We start from the raw sequence: 25,133 nt of genomic DNA, 5'->3' as shown, positions 1-25,133 counted from the left end.
GGGCAGTCAAATTGCCGGATCTGCCCGGGGGCATGCTAGCGAGATGGTCGCATCAGTCCACCGAACGACGGTCTATGGACTGCCTGCGGAGGCCGTGTGCCTGAATTCTTGACCGGTCGTTGTCCTGAAAACGAGACACTTTTTTCGCCGAAAAAGTTGATTTGATAGTCCTTGTGTCCCAAGGTGGCGCCGAGCTTGGACAGGAACGTTGTTGCAGCCTCCTGCAGGAATGGCCGGTTAGAAGGATCTGCGTCGAACCTGTCGGGATTGAGTGAGTAGTAGCCCTCGAACCGATACGTGTCGTCCTCGAGCATCACAAGCGTGCCGCGTACCTTGCCGGATACTCGCCCAAAGACTGTGGCACTCCAGAAGTCCTTGGTTCCATGATTGAAGATGTTAGTGCTGAAAGGGATGTCGAACGAGTAGGTACCGGGACCATACCCGGGATTGTCGATGGCTTCCGAAATTTTCGGGAAGTCGAGGATACTCATTTTCAAGTTCAGTGATTCAATATGAACGGTTCGTTGGGCGCCATCCCCGCGTATCCAATGGTCGAGTGCATCGATGAACATCAACGGATTGCCATAGGATGCGAATGCACTTGTCGGTGGCAGGCCGTGGGTCTGACCGATGTATATGCCGAACAGCGCGGTGATGTTGGCATACTGTCCTGGCTCGAAGTTGAATCCGTATTGGTTGGCACCAGGCAAATATTTGTAGCCGCCGATAGCTAGCCACGGAGTGAAGCCACCCACCAACGTGAGCTGATTGCGCCAGAATGTTGTGTCGTTGTTGCCGAATACCTGGAGATGTTTGAGAAACATCTCGGTAGCGCGGACCATGTTTCCCGTGTTCGCAAAATGCAGCATGAAATTCGATGTGCAATATTCATTGAAGCAAACGGTAGGCGCGGGAATCCCGGCGCCAGGATTGGCGCCGGGAATGTCGTTTACCTTGACGCCGAAATCACCGAAATTGAAGTCCGGTGGCTTTGGTGTTGTGATCGTGATGGGCGGAAGAACATTGTTCTGAGCCATGGCCGTTGCGTGCTTCAGCAGCGTGCCAAATGGGAGCACTGTTGACGCAACCAGAAAACGTCGTCGCATCAAAGGCTGTTGTTCTTCTTTTGAAGATTGGTTTATCTGTTTACAAGAATTACGTGTCGTCATTTCATACCCCATGCAGTGGTGATTTCGATGATTGATTCGCAGGCCTGAACGTAAGACGGTTATATTTTTTTCTACGGTCGGCAAGGAATTTCCCCTGCACGTCTTCGTGACGAAGTCATCTGGATCGATCCTGCGAACTGGTACGAAACGAGATTCATGGAGGCATGCGACGGTCGCGCCTTGTCTCGAAATCCCCCGTATGCCGGCTCTGGGAAAGGGAAAGCTGAAGATGCAGAGGCGGCTGGCTGCCCCGTTCCCACTGCGTAGCACTCCGACAAGAGTCGAGAAAAATCGAAATGCGGGGACGCGTTTCCCGACATGTCCTGTTGGCAGGCAATGTGTCCAACAGTTACGAGGTGGTCTAAGGCGAAGGAGGGTATTTGTTCAGGGGATGTATACCCGACGGGGATTCAAACCTGCGGCGGTAAGCGCGGTTTGAGAATTGCTGCCGAATCAGTCGGTCGCCCGACATCATTGGGCTGGTTTTACCGAGCGGAAGCATCCGAGTTCTTTCGAACCCCGTGACGTAACAGTCGTGATGTAGCTGGCCTCGTTCGATCTCAATCGACTCCTGATCAGCCGGGAGTGCCGGTAGCGGGGCGCCGATCGCCCCGGCCGAAGGCCGGACGCCGCCGCGGTAGCGACACGCGTCGACGGCCGTGCACCGCCAGGCCGGTCGGTCGCGACCGCGCATCGCGTCGACGGTCGGTATTCCCCGCCGGCTGCACTACCCGTCGTAGCGCGCGAGCGTCAGCCCGGCCAGATCGATCTCCGGCGCGCGTCCGGTGACGAGATCCGCGACGACCTTTCCCGACCCCATCGACATCGCCCAGCCCGTCGAGCCGTGGCCGACGTTGAGCCACAGCCCATCGATCCCGCTCGCGCCGAGCAGCGGCGGCCCGTCGGGCGTCATCGGCCGGCGGCCGACCCAGAAGCGCGCCGATGCGCGATCGGCCGCGTGCGGGAACCAGTCGTCGAGCACCTTCATCAGCGTGTCGAGCGCCTGCTGCCGCAGCGTCGCGCGGCGGTTGCCGAGCTCCGCGGTGCCGGCGACGCGCAGCGTCGGGCCGAAGCGCGTGATCGCGGTCTTCAGCGATTCGTCCATCAGCGCGGCGCACGGCGCCTTTTCATCGTCGACGACCGCGAGCGTGGCCGAGTAGCCCTTCACCGGATACAGCGGCACGTCGATGCCGTGCGGCCGCAGCAGGCCCGCGCTGTCGACGCCGAGCGCGACGACGATCGCGTCGGCGGCGAGCAGCGCATCGCGTCGAGCGGCCGCGCCGGCGTCGAGCGAGTCGACCCGCACGCCGCGCGCCTTGCCGCCCGCGACGTCGAGCGCACGAATCGCGGTGCGGAACCGGAACGTCACGCCGTTCGCTTCGCATAGCGCCCGCAGTTCGCGCGTGAAGCGCGCACAGTCGCCGGCTTCGTCGTCGGGCAGGTAGATGCCGCCGACGGGGGCCTGCCGTGCCCAGCGCAGGCCCGGCTCGATCGCGGTGCAGCCGGCCGCGTCCAGTTCGCGAAACGCGATGCCGGCATCGCGCAGCACCTTCAGCGCGGGCTGCGCCATCTCGACGTCGAACGCGCCGCGCAGCAGTTGCAGGTAGCCGCGGCTCGCGCCGTAGTCGAAGGGATAGCGCTCGCGAAACGCATGCAGGCACGCGCGGCTGTAATACGCGACGCGTTGCATCCGCTGCTTGTTCACGCGGAACCGCTCGAACTCGCATTCGCGCAGCCAGCGCGCGATCCAGCGCCACTGCGCGGCATCGAGCGTCGGCCGGAAGATCAGCGGCGACGCGGGCTTGAACAGGTACTTGAGGATCTTGCCGGGCATGCCGGGCGCGGCCCACGGCGTCACGTAGCCGGGCGCGATCACGCCGGCGTTGCCGAGGCTCGTCGCTTGCGCGACATCGGCCTCGCGTTCGATCACGGTGACGTCGCAGCCTGCTTCGCGCAGGTGCCAGGCGGTGGTGACGCCGATCACGCCGGCGCCGAGAACGATCACGTGCATGCGGTGTCCGGAACGAAGCGGTGGCTCACGACGCGACGGCCGGATCGTCGGCGAGCGACTTGCCGCGCGTTTCCGGCAGCACGAGCGCCGCGACGATCACGAGCAGGTAGCCGCCGCCCGCGACGAGGCCGATCGCCTTCACGAGCGACATCGATTGCGACAGCGCACCGACGAGGATCGGGAAGAACGAGCCGAGCCCGCGGCCGAGGTTGTAGCAGAAGCCCTGGCCCGAGCCGCGGATCGCGCCCGGATACAGCTCCGACAGATACGCGCCGACGCCCGCGAAGATCCCCTGCACGACGATGCCGAGCGGGAAGCCGAGCAGCAGCATCGCGGTATCGGTGATCGGCAGCATCGTGTACGCCATGCCGAGCGAGAACGAGCCGATCGCGAACAGGATGAACGACGCGCGGCGGCCGAGCCGGTCGGACAGGATCGCGCCGACCACGTAGCCGACGAACGAGCCGACGATCAGCACGACCAGATAGCCGCTCGTGTTGAACACCGACAGGTGGCGCACGGTTTTCAGGTAGGTGGGCAGCCACGTCGTGATCGCGTAGTAGCCGCCGAGCATGCCGGTGCACAGCGCGCTGCCGAACAGCGTCGCGCGCAGGTGCGGCGGCGAGAAGATCTCGAGGAAGTGGCCCGACACGCGGCCTTCGTCGCGGGCGCGGCGCGTGGCCGTGTAGATGTCGGGGTCGCTGACGTTGCGGCGGATGTACAGGATCCACAGCGCGGGCACGATGCCGATCCAGAAGCACGCGCGCCACGCGACCTGCTCGGGCAGCAGCGCGAAGAACGCCCAGTAGAGGATCGCGGCCGCGCCCCAGCCGAACGACCAGCTGCTCTGCACGGTGCCGACGGCCTTCGCGCGATGCTCGGGCGAGCGGATCGTCTCGGCCATCATGATCGTCACGACCGACCATTCGCCGCCGAAGCCGAAACCCTGCAGCGTGCGCGTCGCAAGAAGCTGCCAGAACGAATGCGTGAAGCCGGACAGGCACGTGAACAGCGCGAACGTCGCGATCGTCCACTGCAGCACGCGCACGCGGCCGTAGCGGTCGGCGAGGATGCCGGCGACCCAGCCGCCGATCGCCGACGAGATCAGCGAACTGGTCGCGATCATCCCGGCCTCGCTCTTCGACATGCCCCAGGCGGCGATCAGCGTCGGAATCAGGAACGAATAGATCATGAAGTCGAACGCATCGACCGCATAGCCGCCGAATCCGGCGTACAGCGTCCGGCGCTCGCGCGTCGACAATTCGTTGAACCACTGGAATGCCTGCATGCTTTCCGCCCCCCTCTCGTCTTGTCTCGTTCCGCACTGCCGCGTCGCTCCGCGGTTATTTTACGGGCGCGATCCGGCGCGCCAAAAAGGCGGACGCAGGGTCTTCCAGGAAGGCAGGCAGACGGAAAGACGCGTCAGAGCGTCAGGCCGCCGTCGACGTGGATGACCTGGCCGGTGATCTGCCGCGCCGCGTCCGACAGCAGGAACGCGATCAGCGCGGCGACGTCGTCGGGTTCGGCGATCCGGCCGAGCGGCGTCGCCTGTTCGGCCTGCGCCCACGCGGCGGCGTTGCCGGCGCTCGGCCCGTGATCCTTGCGCGTGAAGCCCGGCGCGACCGCGTTGACGGTGATACCGTGGGCGGCGAATTCGGCGGCCGCGCTACGCACCAGCGATTCGAGTGCGGCCTTCGCGGCGGCGGTCGCCGCGAACGGCGCATCGGCGCGGTAGCGATGCGCGACGAACGAACTGACCGCGACGATCCGCGGCGCGGCCGACGCTTCGAGCAGCGGCCGCGCGCGGCCCGCGAGCGCGGAGAACGCGCCGGGCATCGCCGCGAACGCGGATGCGAGCGCATCCGCGCAGAGATCGGAAAAGGATTGCCGCGCGGCGAAGCCGGCGTTCGCGACGAGCTGGTCGAGCCCGCCGAAGCGCGCAGCGGTTGTGTCGACGAGCGCGGCGGCCATACCCGGCTCGCCGAGATCGCCGGTCAGCGTGATGCATTCCGCGCCGGCCGCCGCGCACGCGTGTGCGACGTCGGCGAGCCGCGCCCGCGCCGCCTCGTCGGCGCCGCGCGCATGCAGCGCCAGTGCGACGCCGGGCGCCGCGAGCCGCCGCGCGAGCGCCGCGCCGATCCCCGACCCTGCGCCGGTGATCAGCGCGATCCGCGCGGCGCGTGGATTCACGCGGCGACCTTGTCGTCGTCGTTCACGCGCTCGACGTTGATCGTGCCGACGTGGAACGCGGCCAGCGACTCGCGGTGCGCGATGCTGACGATCGCCGCCTTCGGCAGCCGCTCGGCGAACAGGTGATAGAGGCGCGCTTCGTTGTCGGCATCGAGCGCGCTGGTCGCTTCGTCGAGGAACAGGAAGTCGGGCTTGTGCAGCAGCACGCGCGCGCCGGCCAGGCGCTGCTGCTCGCCCGGCGACAGCACGCGGGTCCAGTGCGCGGTTTCGTCGAGGCGCTCGACGTAATCCTCGAGGCGGCACGCGCGCAGCGCATCGCGGCATGCTTCGTCGCTGAACGTGTCGGGCGTCGCCGGATAGGTGAGCGCGGCCTTCAGCGTGCCGATCGGCAAATAGCTGGTTTGCGGCACGAACATCATCCGCGCGCCGACCGGTGCGTCGATCGCGCCGTCGCCGAACGGCCACAGGCCCGCGAGCGCACGCATGAACGTGCTCTTGCCGGAACCCGACTTGCCGATCACGAGCCAGCGCGAGCCGGGTTCGATCGTCACGTTGCCGATGTTCGCGAGCGCGTTGCCGTTCGGCAGCGCGAGCTTCAGCGCCGACGTCGACAGCTTCGCGGCATCGACGTAATGCAGGTTGATGCCGCCGTGCTCGGTCGCGGGCGACAGGCTTTCCTTCAGGTGCGACGTGCCCATCACGCGCTGGAATTCGCGCAGACGGTTGACGGTGGCGCGCCATTCGACGAGGGTCGAGTAGCTGTTGATGAACCACGAGAACGAATCGCTGACGGTGCCGAACGCGGACGAGATCTGCATCAGCACGCCGAACGAGAACGCGCCGGCGAAGTAGCGCGGCGCCGCGACGACGAGCGGGAAGATGATCGCGATCTGCCCGTAGAAGCTCAGCACGAACGTGAGCCGCTTCGTGTACTTCATCACGCGCCACCAGTTGTCGCGGATGCGCATGAAGAGGGTCTGCGCGTTGCCGGTCTCGGTCTTCTCGCCGTCGTAGAACGCGATCTGCTCGGCGTTCTCGCGCACGCGGATCAGCCCGAAGCGGAAATCGGCCTCGACGCGCTGCTGCTGGTAGTTGATCGACACGAGCGGATGGCCGACCTTCTGGATGATCAGCGAGCCGACCACCGCGTACAGCGCGGCCGCCCACACCATGTAGCCGGGAATCGCGATCGGCGTCGCGCCGAGCGTGAACGTCAGCGCGCCGGCGAGCGACCACAGGATCGTGATGAACGACACGAGCGTGACGACCGTCGACAGCAGGTCGAGCGACAGCGCGAGCGTCGTGGTCGCGAACGACTGGAGGTCGTCGGTGATCCGCTGGTCGGGGTTGTCCGCGAGGCGGTCACGCTCGATCCGGTAGAACGCGCGATCACCGAGCCACTGGCCGAGGAAGCGGTCGGTGAGCCACTGGCGCCAGCGGAAGCCGAGCATCTGCCGCAGGTAGCGGCCGTACACGGCGAGGATGATGAACGCGAACGCGAGCGCGGAGAACTGCATCAGCAGGTTCGGGAAGTCGTGGACGTCCTTCGACTGCAGCGCGTTGTAGAACTGCGCGTTCCACTTGTTCAGCTTCACGTTGATCCAGACCACGCAGAGGTTGATCGCGATGATCGTGACCAGCAGGCCCCACGCGATTTTCCATTCGGACGATACCCAGTAGGGCTTGATGAGGCTCCATGCGGATACCGGGCGCTCGTCCTGCGGCGCGTCGGAGACGGAGCGGACGGAATCGATCGATTGGGTCATGTGCTTCCTGATGATGAGCCGGCGCGCGGGCCGGGCGAAACCGGACGCGCGCCGCGATATGGCATGCCGGGGCGCGGTGCCGACCGACGGCGGGCGTCCGGATGGTCGCCCGTGCGTCTTAAACGGCACTTAAAGACCGGCGGTGACGCGGCAGCCGGCCGCTCGCGCGGCCGGCCTGCGGGCATTGTGCCAGAGCGGCGCGACACGCCGGCGAATTTGCCGCAAGGGGGACAGTTTGCGGCGCTTTCCGCTTTTATGGTCTAATGGCCGACGACGAAACAGGGGTGCTTCGTGGCGCGGCCGGCAGATGTTCCGGGCAGCGCGGCGAGGCTGAGAAAGACCCTTCGCACCCGATCCGGGTAATACCGGCGAGGGAAGTTTCTGATCCCGCCGGGCCGCGCTGGCCGCCATCCCCCATGGTCAGCGCCCGAGTCCCGCCCGGCCGGCCTTTGCTGCCGGTTTCGTCCTTTTGGGTACGCGCATTGCGCGTTACGGAAGGAATGATGGCCGCACAATCTTCAGTCTTTTGCAGGGTCCCCGCCCCGATGTCGCATGCATTCGCAGGCGGCGGCGCGTGCACGCCGGCGTTCGTCGCGCGTGACCGCGCGGAGGGCGCGCGATGAACGTCCGGGATGCACGGCCCGATTTCGCGGTGCTCGGCGGCGGCCTCGTCGGCCGTCTGATCGCGTGGCGCCTCGCCGGCGACGGGCATCGCGTCGCGCTGTACGAGCGCGGCGGCCCGGACGGCGAACAGTCGGCCGCGTGGATCGCGGCCGCGATGCTCGCGCCGCTCGCGGAAGCGGCGAGCGCGGAACTGCTGATCACCGAGCTCGGCGCCGCGTCGCTCGCGCGCTGGCCGCAGTGGCTCGCGGAACTCCCCGAACCCGTCTTTTTCCAGCAGCACGGCACGCTCGTCGTCTGGCATCACGCCGACCGCGCGGAAGCGCCGCTGTTCGAGCGGCGCGTGCGCGCGAACGCGCCGGCCGAGCTGTTCGACGGCGGCTTCGTGACGCTCGCCGGCGCGCAGGTCGATGCGGCCGAACCGGCGCTCGCGGGCCGCTTCGCGCGCGGGCTGATGCTGCCGCGCGAAGGCCAGCTCGACAATCGCCAGGCGCTGCGCGCGCTCGCGGCGGGCCTCGCCGAGCGCGGCGTCGCGCTGCACTGGCACGCGTCGGTCGACGACGCGAACCTGCCGGCCGCGCATTTCACGATCGATTGCCGCGGGCTCGGCGCGAAACGCGCGCTGCCCGCGCTGCGCGGCATCCGCGGCGAAGTCGCGCGCGTGCACGCGCCCGGCATCGGGCTCACCCGGCCCGTGCGGCTGCTGCATCCGCGCTACCCGCTGTACATCGCACCGAAGCAGGACGATCGCTATGTGATCGGCGCGACCGAGGTGGAGGGCGAGGACATGTCGCCCGTCAGCGTGCGCTCCGCGCTCGAACTGCTGAGCGCGGCGTTCTCCGTGCATCCGGCGTTCGGCGAGGCGCGCATCCTCGAACTCAACGCGCAGTGCCGGCCGACGCTGCCCGATCATCGCCCGGCGGTGATCTGGGACGGCGCGTCGACGCTCGCCGTCAACGGCCTGTACCGGCACGGCTTCATGATCGCGCCGGAAGTCGCGCACGCGGCCGTCGCGTTCGCGCAGGCCGCGCTCGACGGCGCGTTCGGCGATGCCGACGCGTTCGCCGCGTGGCGCGACGCCGCCCGCTGGCCGACGCTGCTTCATCACCGCAACGACGCGCGCCAGCCGGCCTGACGCGCGCCGCCGACCGAATCCGACCGAGCCTCATGGATATCCAGATCAATCAACAGACCCTGACGTTGCCCGATGGCGCGACGGTGGCCGACGCGCTTGCCGCGTACGGCGCGCGGCCGCCGTACGCGGTGGCGCTGAACGGCAATTTCGTCGCGCGCACGCAGCATGCGGCGCGCGCGCTCGCGGCGGGCGACACGCTCGACGTCGTGCACCCCGTCGCGGGCGGCTGAGCGCCGCCGGTCCGTCCCCGCTCTTCCAGGAAAACGACATGACGTCCCACCCCTCCGCCGATGCGCTGACGCTGTACGGCGTAACTTTCGCAAGCCGCGTGCTGCTCGGCACGTCGCGCTATCCGTCGCTGCAGTCGCTGTCCGATTCGATCGCCGCGTCGCGTCCCGGGATGGTGACGGTCGCGCTGCGCCGCCAGATGACGGGCGGCACCGCCGAAGCCGGCTTCTTCGACCTGCTCAAGCGCCATGCGGTGCCGCTGCTGCCGAACACGGCCGGCTGCCAGACCGTCGCCGAAGCGGTGACGACCGCGCACATGGCGCGCGAGGTGTTCGACACCGACTGGATCAAGCTCGAACTGATCGGCGACGACTACACGCTGCAGCCCGACCCGGTCGGGCTGATCGAGGCCGCCGCGCAACTGGTCAAGGACGGCTTCAAGGTACTGCCGTACTGCACCGAGGATCTCGTGATCGGCCGGCGCCTGCTCGACGTCGGCTGCGAGGCGCTGATGCCGTGGGGCGCGCCGATCGGTACCGGCAAGGGCGTCGTGAACCCGTACGGGCTGCGCGTGCTGCGCGAGCGGCTGCCGGACGTGCCGCTGATCGTCGACGCGGGGCTCGGCGTGCCGTCGCACGCGTGCCAGGTGATGGAATGGGGCTTCGACGGCGTGCTGCTGAATACGGCCGTGTCGCAGGCCACGCACCCGGAAATCATGGCGCGCGCGTTCGCGCAGGGCGTCGAGGCCGGTCGCGCCGCGTATCTCGCCGGCCCGATGGATGCGCGCGAAACCGCGCACGCGAGTACGCCGGTCGTCGGGATGCCGTTCTGGCACCAGGACGGGGGCGGCGCATGAGCGCGCGCTTCGCCGATGCGTTCTGGCCGCCGGCCGACGAACTGGCCGAAGCGGCCGAGCGGATTCGCGCGCGGCTCGGCGACTGGCCGGCCGGCGCGGCGCCGTGGCGGCTCTGCGTGGCGACGCCCGACGCGCCCGCCGACGGCGACGTGCTGATCGTGTCGGCCGGCGATCGCGCCGCGCAGGCGCGGGCGTCCGCCGTGTCGCGGCCTGCGTCGCCGGACGCGGCGGCGATCGAATTCGACGAGCAGGGCGCGGTGCTCCACGCGGCCGGCGTGCGCTACGCGCTCGACGCCGCGCATCCGCTCGCGGACGACTGGATCGCGGCGCTCGCCGCGTTCCTCGATTGCGGCTTCGCGCCGGTCGACGCGCTGGTGCTCGCGCTGGCGTGGCGCGACGGCGACGAGACGCGCGCAGCCGACGCATGGCCGGTCGATGCCGCGCGGTTCCCGCATATCGCCGGGCTGCCGCCTGCGCCGGAGCCCGCGTTCGCGTCGTGCCCCGCGCGGCTCGGCCTCTATCCGGTCGTGCCGAGCGCCGACTGGGTCGAGCGCGTGCTCGACGGCGGCGCGCGAACCGTCCAATTACGCGTGAAGGATGCGGCGCCGGACGCGCTGCGCCGGGAAATCGCGCGCGCGGTCGCGGCCGGGCGCCGCTATCCCGATGCGCGCGTGTTCATCAACGATCACTGGCAGATCGCCGCAGAAGAGGGTGCGTACGGCGTACATCTCGGCCAGGAGGATCTCGAAACGGCCGATCTGGCCGCGATCGCGCGTGCGGGCCTGCGGCTCGGACTTTCGAGCCACGGTTATTACGAGATGTTGCGGGCGCTGCACGAACGGCCGAGCTACCTCGCGCTCGGCCCCGTGTACGCGACCGCCACCAAGGCCGTCGCCGCGCCGCCGCAGGGCCTCGCGCGGATTGCCCGCTACGCGCGCTTCGCCCGCGCGAGCGCGCCGCTCGTCGCGATCGGCGGGGTGGGGCTCGACACGCTGCCGGCCGTGCTGGCGACGGGCGTCGGCAGCGTCGCGGTGGTCAGCGCGGTCACGGGCGCGGACGACTATCGGACGGCACTTGTTGCGCTGCAGCAGTGCTTTGCCGGACAATTTGACAATCATTGACCGCAGGGCCCGCAACGGCGTCACGACATCATTCCAATGCAGGCCCTATAATTCGGCGTTCTGCGTAAAAGGACTGTCAGCTCCGTGAGCCCCACTCCTACCGAGACCCTGCTGGAACTTCGCGACGTCGACTTTGGCTACGGCGACCGCCTCGTCCTGTCCAACCTGAACCTGCGCTTCGGGCGCGGGCAGGTCGTCGCGGTCATGGGCGGCTCGGGTTGCGGCAAGACCACCGTGCTGCGCCTGATCGGCGGCCTCGTGCGTGCACGCCGCGGCCAGGTGCTGTTCGACGGCGCCGATGTCGGCGCGCAAACGCGCGACGGCCTGTATGCGCTGCGCCGCAAGATGGGCATGCTGTTCCAGTTCGGCGCGTTGTTCACCGACATGTCGGTGTTCGAGAACGTCGCGTTCGCGCTGCGCGAGCATACCGACCTGCCCGAAGACCTGATCCGCGACCTCGTGCTGATGAAGCTGAACGCGGTCGGGCTGCGCGGCGCGCGCGACCTGATGCCGTCCGAGGTGTCGGGCGGGATGGCGCGCCGCATCGCGCTGGCGCGCGCGATCGCGCTCGATCCGCAGCTGATCATGTACGACGAGCCGTTCGCGGGCCTCGATCCAATCTCGCTCGGCATCACCGCGAACCTGATCCGCACGCTGAACCAGGCGCTCGGCGCGACGTCGATCCTCGTCACGCACGACGTGCCGGAATCGTTCGCGATCGCCGACTACGTGTATTTTCTGGCCAATGGCGGCGTGCTCGCGCAGGGCACGCCCGACGAGCTGCGCGCGTCGACCGATCCGAGCGTGCGGCAATTCATCGACGGCGCGCCGGACGGCCCGTTCAAATTTCATTACACGAGCCCGCCGCTCGCAGCGGATTTCGGGCTCGGCGGAGGGCGCGCATGATCAGCGCGATCGGACGTTACGTCATCGGCGGCCTCGAGCGGGCGGGCTACGGCACGCGCCTGTTCGTGCGCCTCGTGCTGGAATTCTTCCCGCTGCTGCGCCGGCCGCGGCTGGTCACGAAGCAGATCCACTTCCTCGGCAACTATTCGTTCGTGATCATCGCCGTGTCGGGGCTGTTCGTCGGCTTCGTGCTCGGCCTGCAGGGGTATTACACGCTGAACCGCTACGGCTCCGAGCAGGCGCTCGGCCTGCTGGTCGCGCTGTCGCTCGTGCGCGAGCTCGGGCCGGTCGTCACCGCGCTGCTGTTCGCGGGCCGCGCGGGCACGTCGCTGACGGCCGAGATCGGCCTGATGAAGGCCGGCGAGCAGCTCACCGCGCTCGAGATGATGGCGGTCGACCCGATCAAGAACGTGATCGCGCCGCGCATGTGGGCGGGCATCATCGCGATGCCGCTGCTGGCCGCGATCTTCAATGCGGTCGGCGTGCTCGGCGGCTACTTCGTCGGCGTCGTGCTGATCGGCGTCGATCCGGGCGCGTTCTGGTCGCAGATGCAGGGCGGGGTCCAGGTCTGGGCCGACGTCGGCAACGGCGTGATCAAGAGCATCGTGTTCGGGTTCGCCGTGACCTTCATTGCACTGTTTCAAGGGTATGAAGCGAAGCCCACGCCCGAAGGCGTGTCGCGCGCGACCACCAAGACGGTCGTGTTCGCGTCGCTCGCCGTACTCGGCCTCGATTTCCTGCTGACCGCGCTGATGTTCAGCTAAGCCTCAGCCAAGCCAAATTTTGGGATGACGATGAAAAAGACTGCTCTCGACTTCTGGGTCGGCCTGTTCGTGGTGGTGGGCTTCCTTGCGGTGCTGTTCCTGGCGCTGAAGGTCGGCAACATGAGCTCGCTGTCGTTTCAGCCGACCTACTCGGTGAGAATGAAATTCGACAACATCGGCGGGCTGAAGCCGCGTGCGGCCGTGAAGAGCGCGGGCGTCGTGGTCGGCCGCGTGAAGTCGATCGGCTTCGACACGAACACGTACCAGGCGCTCGTCACGATCGACGTCGACGGCCAGTACCCGTTCCCGAAGGATTCGTCGGCGAAGATCCTCACGTCGGGCCTGCTCGGCGAGCAATACATCGGCCTCGAGCCGGGCGGCGACACCGAAATGCTGAAGGCGGGCGATACGATCACGATGACGCAGTCGGCAATCGTGCTCGAGAACCTGATCGGCCAGTTCCTGTACAGCAAGGCCGCCGATGCGGGCGGTGCGAAGCCGGCATCCGGCGCATCGGCGGCACCCGCCGCGCCCGCGCCGGTGGCGGTGCCGGCGTCGGCGGTGTCCGGTTCCGCCGGCCAATAACCACACGAGAGAAAACAAGAGGGAATGACCATGCACACGATCCGCATCAGGCACGCCGCGCTGGCGATGGCGGCAGTCGCCGCGTTGAGCGGCTGCGCGACCGTGCAGACGCCGACCAAGGGCGATCCGCTCGAAGGCTTCAACCGGACGATGTACAAGTTCAACGACACGGTCGACACGTACGCGCTGAAGCCGGTCGCGAAGGGCTACCAGTACGTGGTGCCGCAGCCGGTGCGCGACAGCGTGACGAACTTCTTCTCGAACATCGGCGACGTCTACATCGCGGCGAACAACATCGTGCAGCTGCGGATCGCGGACGGCGTCGGCGACATCATGCGCGTCGTGATCAACACGGTGTTCGGCGTCGGCGGCCTGTTCGACGTCGCGACGATCGCGAAGCTGCCGAAGCACACGGCCGACTTCGGGATCACGATGGGCCGCTACGGGATGCCGTCGGGCCCGTACCTCGTGCTGCCGCTGCTCGGCCCGAGCACGCTGCGCGACACGGCCGGCCTCGGCGTCGACTACGTCGGCAACCCGCTCACCTACGTGAAGCCGGACGGCCTGAGCTGGGGCCTGTTCGGCGTGAACCTCGTCAACACGCGCGCGAACCTGCTCGGCGCGGGCGACGTGCTGGATGCCGCGGCGCTCGACAAGTATTCGTTCGTGCGCAACGCGTACCTGCAGCGTCGCCAGATGCTGATCAGCAACGCGCGCGGCGAGGCCGCCGCGACGTCGAGCAACGACGCGCTGCCGAAGTACGACCTGCCGGAAGACGGCGCGGCACCGGCGGCAGCCGGCGCGGCGGGTGCGGCAGGCGCGGCGGGCGCGGCAGCGGTGGGCGGCGCGGCGCCGGCGCCCGCATCGGGCGCGGCGGTGGCTGCGCCGGCCTCGGGCGCGGCCGAATCGCCGAACCCGGCCAGCGAGACGAACGTGCCGGCGATGCAGGTGGCGCCGCCGTCGCCGGGTGGGTTCCGGTTCCCGAGCATCCGGCTGCACTGACGGACTTACATTCGTTACAGCCGGAAACGATTCAGTCGGTAGCGTACGCGAACTTGCGCGTAAGCTACCTGCTCCAACCTTCGCATCGACTCATTCATGCAGGCTACTATGATGAAAAAACTGTTCCTGATCCCCGTTTTCGCGGCGCTGTTCTCGTTCGGCAGCGCAGCTCACGCGCAAGTCGACCAGTCGAACCCGCAGGCGCTGATCAAGACGGCGACGCAGCAGGTGCTCGACGAAGTCAAGCAGCAGACGATCAAGCAGGGCGACACCAACCGCATCATCACGATCGTCAACAAGGACATCCTGCCGTACACCGATTTCCGCCGCACCACGCAGCTCGCGATGGGCCGCAACTGGCGCACCGCGACGCCCGAGCAGCAACAGCAGGTTCAGGAGCAGTTCAAGCTGCTGCTGATCCGCACGTATTCGGGCGCGCTCGCGCAGCTGAAGCCGGACCAGCAGATCCAGTACCCGCCGTTCCGTGCCGATCCGGCCGATACCGACGTCGTGGTCAAGACGGTCGCGTTGAACAACGGCCAGCCGGTCCAGATCGATTACCGCCTGTACAAGACGGCGAACGGCTGGAAGGTGTATGACCTGAACGTGCTCGGCGCGTGGCTGATCCAGACGTACCAGCAGCAGTTCAACGAGAAGATCCAGCAAAGCGGCGTCGATGGGCTGATCCAGTTCCTCACGCAGCGCAACCAGCAACTTGCCGCCGGCAAGCAAGCGTCGTGAGCGGCTTCGAAGCCAGCTCCTCGCTGACCGTCGCGAGCGCGAAGTCCGCGCTCGCGGACGGTCTTGCGCGCATCGGCGCGGGCGCGACCGCCGTCGATTGCGCGGCGCTGACGCAGTTCGACTCGTCCGCGCTCGCCGTGCTGCTCGCATGGCAACGTGCCGCCAACGCGCGCGGCGCAGCCCTCGACATCCTCAATCTCCCGCCGAAGCTCTCCAGCCTCGCGCGCGCCTACGGCGTCGACGCGCTCATCGAAGGCACCGGGCGACATTGACCCTGTCCGACCGAAGCCTGCCGCGCCAGCCGGCGCGCGCACGCTTCATGCCGCGCGCCTTCTGCGCCGGCTCCCCCAGCCGGTTTGCCCTATAATCAAGCGTTTTGCGGGGCAGCCAATCGGCGTCCGGCCCCCATTTTCTTTCGCAGCAAGCACAGAATAGGCGTCGCGGCCCTGGCGTCGCGCACAGTCATGTCAGCCATAGAAATCCGTCACGTCAAGAAGCGCTACAAGTCGCTTCAGGCGCTCAAGGGCGTCAGCCTGTCGGTCGAGGAAGGCGAGTTTTTCGGTCTGCTCGGCCCCAACGGCGCAGGCAAGACCACGCTCATCAGTATCCTCGCCGGGCTCGCCCGGGCCGACGAAGGCAGTATCTCGGTGCGCGGTCACGACGTCGTCCAGGACTTCCGCAACGCGCGCCGCGCACTCGGCGTCGTGCCGCAGGAACTCGTTTTCGACCCGTTCTTCACCGTCCGCGAGACGCTGCGGATCCAGTCCGGCTATTTCGGGCTGCGCCGCAACGACGACTGGATCGACGAAGTGATGGCCAATCTCGACTTGACCGAAAAAGCCGACGCGAACATGCGTGCGCTGTCGGGCGGGATGAAGCGCCGCGTGCTCGTCGCGCAGGCGCTCGTGCACCGGCCGCCCGTGATCGTGCTCGACGAGCCGACCGCCGGCGTCGACGTCGAATTGCGCCAGACGCTGTGGAAATTCATCTCGCGCCTGAACCGCGAGGGTCACACGATCGTGCTGACCACCCATTACCTCGAGGAAGCCGAGTCGCTGTGCGACCGCATCGCGATGCTGCGCCGGGGCGAAGTCGTCGCGCTCGACCGCACCGACGCGCTGCTGCGCCGCTTCGCGGGCCTGCAGCTGTACCTGCGGCTCGCGACCGGCGCGCTGCCGGCCGAGCTGCGCGGGCTGGAGACCGACCCGGCCGCGCGCGCGCCGGGCGAGCACCTGCTGCGCCTCGCGAGCTATGACGAAGTCGAACGCATCCTCGCGCAATGCCGCGCGGCCGGCTGCACGTTCGACGAGATCGAGGTCCGCAAGGCCGACCTCGAGGATGTGTTCGTCCAGGTGATGAACGGGGCCGAGGTGATCGAGGGTCTGGCATGAATCAACACTCCCCACGCGAACTGCGTTCGCTGCCGCTCGAGGGAGCGGCCCGGCGCGTGCCGGGAAGCGGGTTTCGAACGCTGTTCTACAAGGAACTGCTGCGTTTCTGGAAGGTGTCGTTCCAGACGGTGCTCGCGCCGATCGTCACGGCGCTGCTGTACCTGACGATCTTCGGCCATGCACTGTCGGGCCGGGTCGAGGTGTATCCGGGCGTCGAGTACGTGAGCTTTCTCGTGCCGGGCCTCGTGATGATGAGCGTGCTGCAGAACGCGTTCGCGAACAGCTCGTCGTCGCTGATCCAGTCGAAGATCACCGGCAACCTCGTGTTCATGCTGCTGCCGCCGCTGTCGTCCCGCGACATCTTCGGCGCGTACGTGCTCGCGTCCGTGGTGCGCGGGCTCGCGGTCGGCACCGGCGTGTTCGTCGTGACGATCTGGTTTATCCCGATGCACTTCGCGGCGCCGTTGTTCATCATGGCGTTCGCGCTGCTCGGCTCGGCGATCCTCGGCACGCTCGGCCTGATCGCCGGGATCTGGGCCGAGAAGTTCGACCAGCTCGCCGCGTTCCAGAACTTCCTGATCATGCCGTTGACGTTCCTGTCCGGCGTGTTCTATTCGACGCACTCGCTGCCGCCCGTGTGGCGTGAAGTGTCGCGTCTCAACCCGTTTTTCTACATGATCGACGGCTTCCGTTTCGGGTTCTTCGGCGCGTCCGACATCAACCCGTTCGCGAGCCTCGCGATCGTCACCGGTTTCTTCGTGCTGCTCGCGCTGATCGCGATGCGGCTGCTCGCGACCGGCTACAAACTGCGTCATTGATATCGACAGGCCGCGGCTGTCCCTTGGGCGGCGCGCGCCGACAGGAGCCTTACACCATGTTGCCGACTCCCGAACAGGTCAAGCAATACATCGCCGGCGGTCTCGCCTGCACGCATCTGGAAGTCGAAGGCGACGGCCAGCATTTCTTCGCGACGATCGTGTCGGCGGCCTTCGAAGGCAAGCGGCCGATCCAGCGGCACCAGCTCGTCTATGCGGCGCTCGGCGATCGCATGAAGCAGGAAATTCACGCGCTCAGCATGAAGACGCTGACGCCCGCCGAATGGCAGAACGCATAAACCGCATAAACGGAAATCACTGAGTGCAAGTCACCGTCAACGAGCGCGACGCCGTCCAGAGCGTCGCCACGGCACACCCGGCCGCCAACGGGGAATCGCAGGGACAGGGGATGGACAAGCTCGTGATCGAAGGCGGCCGCCGGCTGTCCGGCGAGATCGTCGTGTCGGGCGCGAAGAACGCCGCGCTGCCGATCCTGTGCGCGGGGCTGCTCAGCGCCGAGCCGGTCGAGCTCGACAACGTGCCGAACCTGAAGGACGTGCGCACGACGCTGAAGGTGCTGAACCAGATGGGCGTGAAGAGCGAGACCGACGGCGGCCGCGTGCAGCTCGACGCGTCGCGCGTCGACAACCTCGTCGCGCCGTACGAGCTCGTGAAGACGATGCGCGCGTCGATCCTCGTGCTCGGGCCGCTGCTCGCGCGCTTCGGCGAGGCGAAGGTGTCGCTGCCGGGCGGCTGCGCGATCGGCGCGCGGCCGGTCGACCAGCACATCAAGGGCCTGCAGGCGATGGGCGCGGAGATCAGCATCGAGCACGGCTTCATCGAAGCGCGTGCGAAGCGCCTGAAGGGCGCGCGCATCGTGACCGACATGATCACGGTGACGGGGACGGAAAACCTGCTGATGGCCGCGACGCTCGCCGACGGCGAGACGGTGATCGAAAACGCCGCGCGCGAACCGGAAGTGAGCGATCTCGCACACTTGCTGGTCGCGATGGGCGCGAAAATCGACGGCATCGGCACCGACCGCCTCGTGATCCAGGGCGTCGAGCGGCTGCACGGCGCGCGTCATGCGGTGATCCCCGACCGTATCGAGGCCGGCACGTTCCTGTGCGCGGTCGCGGCGGCCGGCGGCGACGTGATGCTGACGGGCGTGCGCCCGCACATCCTCGACGCGGTGATCGACAAGCTGCGCGAAGCGGGCGTGTCGATCGAGGAAGGCGACAGCTGGCTGCGCGTGAAGATGGACCGCCGCCCGTCGGCGGTGACGATCCGCACGTCGGAATACCCGGCGTTCCCGACCGACATGCAGGCGCAGTTCATGGCCCTCAATACGGTCGCGACGGGCACCGCGCAGGTCGTCGAGACCATTTTCGAGAACCGCTTCATGCACGTGCAGGAGCTGAACCGGCTCGGCGCGAACATCACGATCGACGGCAATACGGCGCTCGTGACCGGCGTCGACAAGCTGTCGGGCGCGAACGTGATGGCGACCGACCTGCGTGCGTCGGCGAGCCTCGTGATCGCCGGGCTGCGCGCCGACGGCGAAACGCTCGTCGACCGCATCTACCACCTGGACCGCGGCTACGACCGCATGGAAGCCAAACTGACCGCCGTCGGCGCGAACGTGCGCCGCCTTTCCGGGAGCCAAGCATGACCGCGCCGCTGACCCTCGCCCTGTCGAAGGGCCGGATTTTCGAGGAAACCCTGCCGCTGCTGGCCGCGGCCGGCGTGCAGGTCACGGAGGATCCGGAAACGTCGCGCAAGCTGATCCTGCCGACGACGAACCCCGACCTGCGCGTGATCATCGTGCGCGCGAGCGACGTGCCGACCTACGTCGAATACGGCGCGGCCGACTTCGGCGTGGCCGGCAAGGACGTGCTGGTCGAGCACGGCGGCTCGGGGCTGTACCAGCCGATCGATCTGAACATTGCGCGCTGCCGGATGTCGGTGGCCGTATCGGCCGGTTTCGATTATGCGAGCGCCGTGCGCCAGGGCGCGCGGCTGCGGGTCGCGACGAAATACGTCGAAACGGCGCGCGAACACTTCGCCGCGAAGGGCGTGCACGTCGACCTGATCAAGCTGTACGGCTCGATGGAGCTGGCGCCGCTGGTCGGGCTGGCCGACGCGATCGTCGACCTCGTCAGCTCGGGCGGCACGCTGAAGGCGAACAATCTGGTCGAGGTCGAGGAGATCATGGCGATCTCGTCGCGCCTCGTCGTGAACCAGGCCGCGCTGAAGCTGAAGCGCGCGGCGCTCAAGCCGATCCTCGACGCGTTCGAACGCGCGTCGCAGAATGGCGGTTGAGCGCATCACCGTAACGGAACTCCCATGTCCATCACCATCCGCAAGCTCGATTCGACGAACGACGGCTTCGGCGCCGCGCTGCGCGCCGTGCTCGCGTTCGAGGCGAGCGAAGACGAAGCGATCGAGCAGTCGGTCGCGCAGATCCTCGCCGACGTGAAGTCGCGCGGCGACGCCGCGGTGCTCGAGTACACGAACCGCTTCGACCGGCTGAGCGCGAACAGCGTCGCCGCGCTCGAACTGCCGCAGGACGCGCTGCAGACGGCGCTCGACGGCCTCGCGCCAAAAGCGCGCGCGGCGCTGGAAGCAGCCGCGGCGCGGGTGCGCGCGTACCACGAGAAGCAGAAGATCGAGTGCGGCACGCATAGCTGGCAGTACACGGAAAGCGACGGGACGGTGCTCGGCCAGAAGGTCACGCCGCTCGACCGCGTCGGCCTGTACGTGCCGGGCGGCAAGGCCGCCTATCCGTCGTCGGTGCTGATGAACGCGATTCCCGCGCGCGTCGCGGGGGTCGGCGAGATCGTGATGGTCGTGCCGACGCCGGACGGCGTGAAGAACGACCTCGTGCTCGCCGCGGCGCTGCTGGGCGGCGTCGATCGCGTGTTCACGATCGGCGGCGCGCAGGCGGTCGGCGCGCTCGCGTACGGCACGGCCACGGTGCCGGCCGTCGACAAGATCTGCGGCCCCGGCAACGCGTACGTCGCGTCGGCGAAGCGCCGCGTGTTCGGCACGGTCGGCATCGACATGATCGCCGGGCCGTCGGAAATCCTCGTGCTGTGCGACGGCACGACCGATCCGAACTGGGTCGCGATGGACCTGTTCTCGCAGGCCGAGCACGACGAACTCGCGCAGTCGATCCTGCTGTGCCCGGACGGCGCGTTCCTCGATCGCGTCGAAAAGGCGATCGACGAGCTGCTGCCGACGATGCCGCGCCAGGACGTGATCCGCGCGTCGCTCGAAGGCCGCGGCGCGCTGATCAAGGTGCGCGACATGGCCGAGGCGTGCCGGATCGCGAACGACATCGCGCCGGAGCACCTCGAAATCTCGGCGCTGGAGCCGCAGCAATGGGGCCAGCAGATCCGCCACGCGGGCGCGATCTTCCTCGGCCGCTACACGAGCGAGAGCCTGGGCGACTACTGCGCGGGGCCGAACCACGTGCTGCCGACGTCGCGCACCGCGCGCTTCTCGTCGCCGCTCGGCGTGTACGACTTCATCAAGCGCTCGAGCCTGATCGAGGTCAGCGCGGAAGGCGCGCAGACGCTCGGCGAGATCGCATCCGAGCTCGCCTACGGCGAAGGGCTGCAGGCGCACGCAAGGAGCGCCGAGTTCCGGATGAAGGGCTGACCGCGCGTCTCGCGCGGGGCTGGGGCGGGCGCCGACGCGCGGGCCCCGGCGGGGCCCCCCCGATCGGGGCAGGAGACCAGCGCAGGGCGGCAGCCGCCGCCTTGCCGACCATTTGACGCCGGCGCGACGCACGCCGGCTTGAGACCATGACGACGCCACAAGACATCATCCGCCGCGACGTGCTCGCGATGACGAGCTATCCGGTTCCCGACGCAAGCGGGTTCGTGAAGCTCGACGCGATGGAGAACCCGTATCCGCTGCCGGAGCCGCTCGCCGCAGCGCTCGGCGAGCGGCTCGCGCAGGTCGCGCTGAACCGCTACCCGGCGCCGCGCCCGACCGCGCTGCTCGACAAGCTGCGCCACGCGATGCGCGTGCCGGCCGGCTGCGACGTGCTGCTCGGCAACGGTTCCGACGAAATCATCAGCATGATGTCGGTCGCGTGCGCGCAGCCGGGCGCGAAGGTGCTCGCGCCGGTGCCGGGCTTCGTGATGTACGAGCTGTCGGCGAAGCTCGCGCAGCTCGAATTCGTCGGCGTGCCGCTGAAGGCCGACCTGACGCTCGACGTCGACGCGATGCTCGCGGCGATCGCCGAACACCGGCCCGCGCTCGTCTATCTGGCCTATCCGAACAACCCGACCGGTACGCTGTACGCCGACGCCGACGTCGAACGGATCGTCGCGGCCGCGCGGCACAGCCTGATCGTGATCGACGAGGCGTACCAGCCGTTCGCCGAGCGTTCGTGGCTGCCGCGCGCCGCCGAGTTCGACAACGTCGTCGTGATGCGCACGGTGTCGAAGCTCGGCCTCGCGGGCATCCGCCTCGGCTACCTCGTCGGCTCGCCCGCGTGGCTGAACGAATTCGACAAGGTGCGCCCGCCGTACAACATCAACGTGCTGACCCAGGCGACCGCCGATTTCCTGCTCGACCACCTCGACGTGCTCGACGCGCAGGCGGCCGAATTGCGCGCGGAACGCACGCGCCTCGCGCAGGCGGTGGCCGCGCTGCCGGGCGCGACGGTGTTCCCGAGCGCCGGCAATTTCCTGCTGGTGCGCGTGCCGGACGCGGCTGCCGTGTTCGATGCGCTGCTCACCGAGCGGGTGCTGGTCAAAAACGTGAGTAAAATGCATCCATTACTGGCCGAATGCGTGCGGCTGACCGTCGGTTCTCCCGACGAAAACGCCCGCCTGCTGGCCGCCTTGAAACTCGCGCTGCCCGGTTGAGCCCAGGGCGCGGCGGCGCGCGACGATCAATCCCCATTTACATAGACTCAATCAAGGAATTGCCATGCGTGTGGCGGAAGTCGTTCGCAATACCAGCGAAACGCAGATCCGTGTGAAGCTCGATCTCGACGGTACGGGCCGGCAGAAGCTGGCCACCGGCGTGCCGTTTCTCGACCATATGCTCGACCAGATCGCGCGACATGGTCTGGTCGATCTCGAGGTCGAAGCGCACGGCGACACGCATATCGACGATCACCACACGGTCGAGGATGTCGGCATCACGCTCGGTCAGGCCGTCGCGAAGGCGATCGGCGACCGCAAGGGCATCCGCCGCTACGGCCATTCGTACGTGCCGCTCGACGAGGCGCTGTCGCGCGTCGTGATCGACTTCTCGGGCCGGCCGGGCCTCGAATTCCACGTGCCGTTCACGCGCGCGCGGATCGGCACGTTCGACGTCGACCTGTCGATCGAGTTCTTCCGCGGGTTCGTGAACCACGCGGGCGTCACGCTGCACATCGACAACCTGCGCGGGATCAACGCGCACCATCAGCTCGAGACGGTGTTCAAGGCCTTCGGCCGCGCGCTGCGCGCGGCGGTGGAGCTCGACGAGCGGGCGGCGGGGCAGATTCCGTCGACCAAAGGCAGCCTCTGAACTTCCGAACGGACGGACGCCAAGGAAACCTCACGGCTTCGGCGCGGCGCGCCGGCTTGCGATGGATCTGCTCAAATCGTTCATTTCGCTGCTCGCGCTGATCAATCCGGTCGGCGCGGTGCCGTTCTTCCTGAGCCTGACGGCGCAGCAGACGGACGACGAGCGGCGGCGCACGATCCGGATCGCATCGGTGTCGGTGTTCTGCGTGATGACGGTGACCGCGCTGCTCGGGCAGCAGATCATCAACTTCTTCGGCATTTCGGTCGGGTCGCTCGAAGTGGGCGGCGGGATCATCATGCTGCTGATGGCGATCAACATGCTGAACGCGCAGATCGGCAACACGCGATCGACGCCGGAGGAGCGCCACGAAGCCGAGCTGAAGGACAACATCGCGGTCGTGCCGCTGGCGATTCCGCTGCTCACGGGCCCCGGCTCGATCAGCACGGTGATCATCTATGCGGCGAACGCGCATCACTGGTATGAGCGGGTCGGGCTGGTCGCGATCGGCGCGGTCCTGGCCTTGCTGTGTTTCGTCGCGATGCGGCTCGCCGAGCCGATCGCGAACTGGATCGGCCGCACCGGCATCAACATCGCCACGCGGCTGATGGGTCTGATGCTGTCGGCGCTGGCGGTGGAATTCATCGTCGATGGACTGAGGGCGCTACTGCCTGCACTGAGATGAAAACTTCGATTGCGATTGTGGATTATGGGATGGGCAACCTGCGCTCGGTCGCGCAGGCGCTCAAGAAGGCCGAGCCGGCCGCCGACGTGGCGATCGTCGACACGCCGGCCGCGATTCGCGCGGCCGACCGCGTCGTGCTGCCCGGCCAGGGCGCGATGCCCGACTGCATGCGCTGCCTCGGCGAATCGGGCCTGCAGGAGGCCGTGATCGAGGCGTCGCGCACGAAGCCGCTGCTCGGCGTGTGCGTCGGCGAGCAGATGCTGTTCGACTGGAGCGCGGAAGGCGACACGAAGGGCCTGGGCCTGTTGCCCGGCAAGGTCGTGCGCTTCGCGCTCGACGGCCGGGTGCAGGACGACGGCTCGCGCTTCAAGGTGCCGCAGATGGGCTGGAACCGCGTGCGCCAGGCGCAGGCGCACCCGCTGTGGGATGGCGTGCCCGACGACGCGTATTTCTACTTCGTGCACAGCTATTACGTGAGCCCGGACAACCCGGCGCACACGGTCGGCGAAACGGCCTACGGCGCGCCGTTTACGTCCGCGGTCGCGCGGGACAACATCTTCGCGACCCAATTCCACCCGGAGAAAAGCGCGGAGGTCGGATTGCGTCTGTATCGCAACTTCGTCCACTGGAAGCCGTAAAACGTGGCGCGCGAGCCACAGTCGACCTGGCCGAACGGCCTGTCGTGCATGGCGCGCGCGCTTAAGCACCGAAAGAGTTGTACTAAACTAGCGAGACGGCGCGGCACCGGTTTGGCCGGTACGCGCCTGATTCTTTTCATTTTCCACGACGACACCCGATTGCTATGTTGCTGATTCCGGCCATCGACCTCAAAGACGGTCAGTGTGTGCGCCTCAAACAGGGCGATATGGACCAGGCCACGATTTTTTCCGAGGACCCGGCGGCGATGGCCCGCAAGTGGGTCGATCTCGGCGCCCGGCGGCTCCATCTGGTCGACCTGAACGGCGCATTCGCCGGCAAGCCGAAGAATCTCGAGGCGATCGAAGCGATCCTCGACGAAGTCGGCGACGAAATCCCCGTCCAGCTCGGCGGCGGCATCCGCAGCCTCGAGACGATCGAGAAGTATCTCGACGCCGGCCTGTCCTACGTGATCATCGGCACGGCGGCCGTGAAGAACCCGGGCTTCCTGCAGGACGCATGCACCGCGTTCTCCGGCAGCATCATCGTCGGGCTGGACGCGAAGGACGGCAAGGTCGCGACCGACGGCTGGAGCAAGCTGACCGGCCACGAAGTGATCGATCTCGCGAAGAAGTTCGAGGACTACGGCGTCGAATCGATCGTCTACACGGACATCGGCCGCGACGGGATGCTGCAGGGCATCAACATCGACGCGACCGTGAAGCTCGCGCAGGCGGTCGGCATTCCGGTGATCGCGTCGGGCGGCCTGTCGAACCTCACGGACATCGAGAGCCTGTGCGAAGTGGAAGAGCACGGCGTCGAAGGCGTGATCTGCGGCCGTGCGATCTACTCCGGCGATCTCGATTTCGCGGCCGCGCAAAAGCGCGCGGACGAACTGAACGGCGAACTCGACAACGCGTAAGCGCCGTCGTCCCGTTCGCCGGGGCCGCCCGCAGGCGGCCCCGACCGGAAGCCTCGC

26 protein-coding genes and 1 riboswitch are annotated in these 25,133 nt (G+C 67.6%); of the genes, 21 read left to right on the top strand and 5 right to left on the bottom strand.

Annotated features, from left to right (window positions below; translation table 11 throughout):
* Positions 1–35: 35 nt before the first annotated feature.
* The 5 genes from HWX14_RS34755 to HWX14_RS34735 form a co-directional block, all read right to left on the bottom strand.
* Entirely contained in the window at positions 36–1,253 is a 1,218-nt protein-coding gene (locus HWX14_RS34755) for a lipid II-degrading bacteriocin (RefSeq protein ID WP_244130405.1), read from the bottom strand.
* A 643-nt stretch (positions 1,254–1,896) separates the two neighbouring features.
* Entirely contained in the window at positions 1,897–3,180 is a 1,284-nt protein-coding gene (locus tag HWX14_RS34750) for a D-amino acid dehydrogenase (RefSeq protein WP_175886597.1), read from the bottom strand.
* A 25-nt stretch (positions 3,181–3,205) separates the two neighbouring features.
* Complete coding sequence (locus HWX14_RS34745; RefSeq protein WP_175886596.1) at positions 3,206–4,468, bottom strand: MFS transporter; 1,263 nt, start codon at positions 4,466–4,468, stop codon at positions 3,206–3,208.
* Between the two features lie 134 nt (positions 4,469–4,602).
* Complete coding sequence (locus HWX14_RS34740; RefSeq protein WP_175886595.1) at positions 4,603–5,370, bottom strand: SDR family oxidoreductase; 768 nt, start codon at positions 5,368–5,370, stop codon at positions 4,603–4,605.
* The gene (locus HWX14_RS34735) at positions 5,367–7,136 is read right to left on the bottom strand and encodes an ABC transporter ATP-binding protein/permease (protein WP_175886594.1); all 1,770 of its coding nucleotides are present in this window, start codon (positions 7,134–7,136) and stop codon (positions 5,367–5,369) included. The genes HWX14_RS34740 and HWX14_RS34735 overlap by 4 nt, the downstream gene beginning before the upstream one ends.
* Positions 7,137–7,406: 270 nt before the next feature.
* Positions 7,407–7,530, top strand: a riboswitch (TPP riboswitch).
* A gap of 225 nt (positions 7,531–7,755) precedes the next feature.
* On the opposite strand from HWX14_RS34735, the gene HWX14_RS34730 reads away from it, so the two are divergent.
* The 21 genes from HWX14_RS34730 (at position 7,756) to hisA (ending at position 25,076) form a co-directional block, all read left to right on the top strand.
* Positions 7,756–8,892, top strand: a complete 1,137-nt coding sequence (locus HWX14_RS34730) for an FAD-dependent oxidoreductase (protein ID WP_175886593.1) — start codon at positions 7,756–7,758, stop codon at positions 8,890–8,892.
* Positions 8,893–8,924: 32 nt separating this feature from the next.
* Positions 8,925–9,122, top strand: coding sequence for a sulfur carrier protein ThiS (gene thiS, locus HWX14_RS34725; protein ID WP_174387944.1), 198 nt, complete (start codon positions 8,925–8,927; stop codon positions 9,120–9,122).
* Between the two features lie 38 nt (positions 9,123–9,160).
* The gene (locus tag HWX14_RS34720) at positions 9,161–9,976 is read left to right on the top strand and encodes a thiazole synthase (RefSeq protein ID WP_069619428.1); all 816 of its coding nucleotides are present in this window, start codon (positions 9,161–9,163) and stop codon (positions 9,974–9,976) included.
* Positions 9,973–11,097 carry a thiamine phosphate synthase gene (gene thiE, locus HWX14_RS34715; protein ID WP_175886592.1) on the top strand — a complete coding sequence of 375 codons (1,125 nt, stop codon included), beginning with the start codon at positions 9,973–9,975 and terminating at the stop codon, positions 11,095–11,097. The genes HWX14_RS34720 and thiE overlap by 4 nt, the downstream gene beginning before the upstream one ends.
* Before the next feature lie 84 nt (positions 11,098–11,181).
* Positions 11,182–12,003, top strand: a complete 822-nt coding sequence (locus HWX14_RS34710) for an ABC transporter ATP-binding protein (RefSeq protein ID WP_006477138.1) — start codon at positions 11,182–11,184, stop codon at positions 12,001–12,003.
* A complete protein-coding gene (gene mlaE, locus HWX14_RS34705) occupies positions 12,000–12,767 on the top strand; it encodes a lipid asymmetry maintenance ABC transporter permease subunit MlaE (protein ID WP_050013133.1) in 768 nt (255 codons plus the stop codon). Before HWX14_RS34710 ends, mlaE begins: the two co-directional genes overlap by 4 nt.
* 24 nt (positions 12,768–12,791) lie before the next feature.
* Complete coding sequence (mlaD, locus tag HWX14_RS34700) at positions 12,792–13,352, top strand: outer membrane lipid asymmetry maintenance protein MlaD (protein WP_175886591.1); 561 nt, start codon at positions 12,792–12,794, stop codon at positions 13,350–13,352.
* 30 nt (positions 13,353–13,382) lie between these two features.
* Positions 13,383–14,354: a VacJ family lipoprotein gene (locus tag HWX14_RS34695; protein WP_175886620.1), complete on the top strand. Its 972-nt coding sequence runs from the start codon at positions 13,383–13,385 to the stop codon at positions 14,352–14,354.
* Positions 14,355–14,465: 111 nt separating this feature from the next.
* The gene (locus tag HWX14_RS34690) at positions 14,466–15,095 is read left to right on the top strand and encodes an ABC transporter substrate-binding protein (RefSeq protein ID WP_175886590.1); all 630 of its coding nucleotides are present in this window, start codon (positions 14,466–14,468) and stop codon (positions 15,093–15,095) included.
* Positions 15,092–15,367: an STAS domain-containing protein gene (locus tag HWX14_RS34685; RefSeq protein WP_175886589.1), complete on the top strand. Its 276-nt coding sequence runs from the start codon at positions 15,092–15,094 to the stop codon at positions 15,365–15,367. The genes HWX14_RS34690 and HWX14_RS34685 overlap by 4 nt, the downstream gene beginning before the upstream one ends.
* 192 nt (positions 15,368–15,559) lie before the next feature.
* The gene (locus HWX14_RS34680; RefSeq protein WP_011694114.1) at positions 15,560–16,486 is read left to right on the top strand and encodes an ABC transporter ATP-binding protein; all 927 of its coding nucleotides are present in this window, start codon (positions 15,560–15,562) and stop codon (positions 16,484–16,486) included.
* Positions 16,483–17,304, top strand: coding sequence for an ABC transporter permease (locus HWX14_RS34675; protein ID WP_244130404.1), 822 nt, complete (start codon positions 16,483–16,485; stop codon positions 17,302–17,304). Before HWX14_RS34680 ends, HWX14_RS34675 begins: the two co-directional genes overlap by 4 nt.
* Positions 17,305–17,360: 56 nt before the next feature.
* On the top strand, positions 17,361–17,600 hold the full coding sequence (locus HWX14_RS34670; RefSeq protein WP_006477131.1) for a BolA family protein: 240 nt from the start codon (positions 17,361–17,363) through the stop codon (positions 17,598–17,600).
* Between the two features lie 23 nt (positions 17,601–17,623).
* Positions 17,624–18,973, top strand: a complete 1,350-nt coding sequence (murA, locus tag HWX14_RS34665) for a UDP-N-acetylglucosamine 1-carboxyvinyltransferase (RefSeq protein ID WP_175886588.1) — start codon at positions 17,624–17,626, stop codon at positions 18,971–18,973.
* Entirely contained in the window at positions 18,970–19,623 is a 654-nt protein-coding gene (gene hisG, locus HWX14_RS34660) for an ATP phosphoribosyltransferase (RefSeq protein WP_012327780.1), read from the top strand. The genes murA and hisG overlap by 4 nt, the downstream gene beginning before the upstream one ends.
* A 24-nt stretch (positions 19,624–19,647) precedes the next feature.
* The gene (gene hisD, locus HWX14_RS34655) at positions 19,648–20,964 is read left to right on the top strand and encodes a histidinol dehydrogenase (RefSeq protein WP_175886587.1); all 1,317 of its coding nucleotides are present in this window, start codon (positions 19,648–19,650) and stop codon (positions 20,962–20,964) included.
* Between the two features lie 146 nt (positions 20,965–21,110).
* Positions 21,111–22,184: a histidinol-phosphate transaminase gene (gene hisC / locus HWX14_RS34650; RefSeq protein WP_175886586.1), complete on the top strand. Its 1,074-nt coding sequence runs from the start codon at positions 21,111–21,113 to the stop codon at positions 22,182–22,184.
* A 64-nt stretch (positions 22,185–22,248) separates the two neighbouring features.
* Positions 22,249–22,836, top strand: coding sequence for an imidazoleglycerol-phosphate dehydratase HisB (gene hisB, locus HWX14_RS34645; RefSeq protein WP_011546606.1), 588 nt, complete (start codon positions 22,249–22,251; stop codon positions 22,834–22,836).
* A gap of 61 nt (positions 22,837–22,897) precedes the next feature.
* Complete coding sequence (locus tag HWX14_RS34640) at positions 22,898–23,518, top strand: YchE family NAAT transporter (RefSeq protein WP_175886585.1); 621 nt, start codon at positions 22,898–22,900, stop codon at positions 23,516–23,518.
* Positions 23,515–24,156, top strand: coding sequence for an imidazole glycerol phosphate synthase subunit HisH (gene hisH, locus HWX14_RS34635; protein WP_175886584.1), 642 nt, complete (start codon positions 23,515–23,517; stop codon positions 24,154–24,156). The genes HWX14_RS34640 and hisH overlap by 4 nt, the downstream gene beginning before the upstream one ends.
* A 164-nt stretch (positions 24,157–24,320) precedes the next feature.
* Positions 24,321–25,076 (top strand): 1-(5-phosphoribosyl)-5-[(5-phosphoribosylamino)methylideneamino]imidazole-4-carboxamide isomerase, encoded by a 756-nt coding sequence (gene hisA, locus HWX14_RS34630; protein WP_006477123.1) that lies wholly within the window; start codon positions 24,321–24,323, stop codon positions 25,074–25,076.
* The last annotated feature ends 57 nt before the right edge of the window (positions 25,077–25,133 follow it).

The organism is Burkholderia sp. BCC0044 (assembly GCF_902832955.1).
GTDB lineage: Bacteria > Pseudomonadota > Gammaproteobacteria > Burkholderiales > Burkholderiaceae > Burkholderia.
The sequence above is the reverse complement of the archived record's forward strand: the minus strand, read 5'-3'. Positions and strand labels throughout refer to the sequence as shown.